A 1,566-nucleotide genomic window follows, 5' to 3' on the forward strand; every position below is an offset into this window, starting at 1 on the left:
ACCTGGAGGAGGTGCTCGTCGGCATCGAGGCGGCGGTTTCCGAGGGTTTCCAGCGCGTCAAGCTGAACTGCGTGATCCGCAAACACCGCAACCACGACGAGGTTTGTGACTTGGTCCGGTTTGCGTTGGACCATGGCACGGACTTGAGCTTCATCGAGGAGATGCCGCTCGGCGTAGTCGGCGATCACGAGCGCGCAGAGGCCTACTACGCCAGCGATCAGATTCGCCGGGACTTGTCGGAGCAATTCGACCTGATCCCGACGACCGAGAGGACCGGCGGCCCGGCCCGCTACTGGCGTGTGGCTGGCTGCGCACAGCAAATCGGCTTCATCGCCCCGCACAGCCACAACTTCTGCGGTGACTGCAACCGGGTGCGCGTCACCGCCGAGGGGCGGCTTCTGCTCTGCCTGGGCCAGGGGCTCTCCACGGACCTCCGTCGCTCGCTGCGCGCGAAGCCCGGCGACGACGCACGCGTCAAGAGGGCCATTGTGCGGGCCATGTCCATCAAACCCCGTGGGCACGACTTTGCCCTGTCGGAGCAATCGGTCCTTTTTCGGCACATGAACGCGACCGGCGGCTGAGACAATACAGCAGTGCGCGGTGTTTGTGACCCGCGGCAACGCTTCTGTAAGGCGGTTGCAGGTTGCATCTAGCCGGTCACAAGAGCCGCTCGAGCAGGGTGCGCCAGGATTCGCGCTCCGCTTGGGGTCTAAACAACGAGCGGAGTGCGGCACATCTTTCGGTCAAGTCCGTACGGAAATCCGTATCCTCCTCGCTGCGCCTTAAGAGCTCGCGCAAAGCGGCAGTATCTCCGACTGGGTAATAGCCGGGGTAGTCGTCTCCGAGCAGTCCCACGGAGCCGGGAATATCCGACGCGAGTACCGGGACGCCGGCGACTACCGCCTCTGAGACGACGTTTGCGCCGCCCTCCATGTTGGAGCTCAGAACCAGCAGCTGCGCCTTTGCAAGTGCCTTGCGTACCGCCCACCCGGGCACTTCGCCGCGCCAGAGATACCTGGGGTTGAGGGTCATTTCCTCCTCGGCGCGCACTGCCCAGTCCTGGTGATGAGCCTTGCCCAGGTGGATCACGCGGATGCGGGAGAACGGCGGCAGATCGCGGACCGCCAGCGCTGCACGTAATGGGTCCTTCTCCTCTCGAAGATGCCCGATCACGCAGACGTCGAAGAACCTGCGGGACGGCTCCCTCGGGCGCGCCAATGGGATGGCGGATTGATAGATGACCTGCAGTTTGTCTGCGCAGCGCTCCGGGATGGACTGGCCGACCCGATCATGTAGACACACCAAGACGTCGGCCAAATCCATGGAGCCTAGAGTAGGCTCCGGATCGGTGTTCAGAAACCGATAAATGTCGGTGCCGGTCAGGGCCACGACCAAAGGTGCTTGCGGATACTTTTCTCGGAATGCCTGGATGGATGCCGCGCTTCGCCAGGCATGCAGGGCAACCATCAGATCGGTCTGCTCGCCGGCATAGTCTACGGAAACGCGAACTCGATGCCCCAAAGACTGCAGAATGCGTGCCCAGCGCACAGCAGTAGTGCGGTTGCC

2 protein-coding genes are annotated in these 1,566 nt (G+C 63.2%); one reads left to right on the forward strand and one right to left on the reverse strand.

From position 1 onward, the window contains the following. The coding region (locus CKO31_RS25820; protein WP_498370623.1) for a GTP 3',8-cyclase MoaA family protein at positions 1 to 581 on the forward strand (581 nt) is incomplete at its 5' end. A gap of 76 nt (positions 582 to 657) precedes the next feature. Here CKO31_RS25820 and senB read toward each other — a convergent pair. After that, positions 658 to 1,566 (reverse strand): selenoneine biosynthesis selenosugar synthase SenB (gene senB / locus CKO31_RS25825; RefSeq protein ID WP_200243714.1); only part of this gene is annotated, 909 nt, incomplete at its 5' end.

The organism is Thiohalocapsa halophila (assembly GCF_016583825.1).
Taxonomy (GTDB): Bacteria; Pseudomonadota; Gammaproteobacteria; order Chromatiales; family Chromatiaceae; genus Thiohalocapsa; species Thiohalocapsa halophila.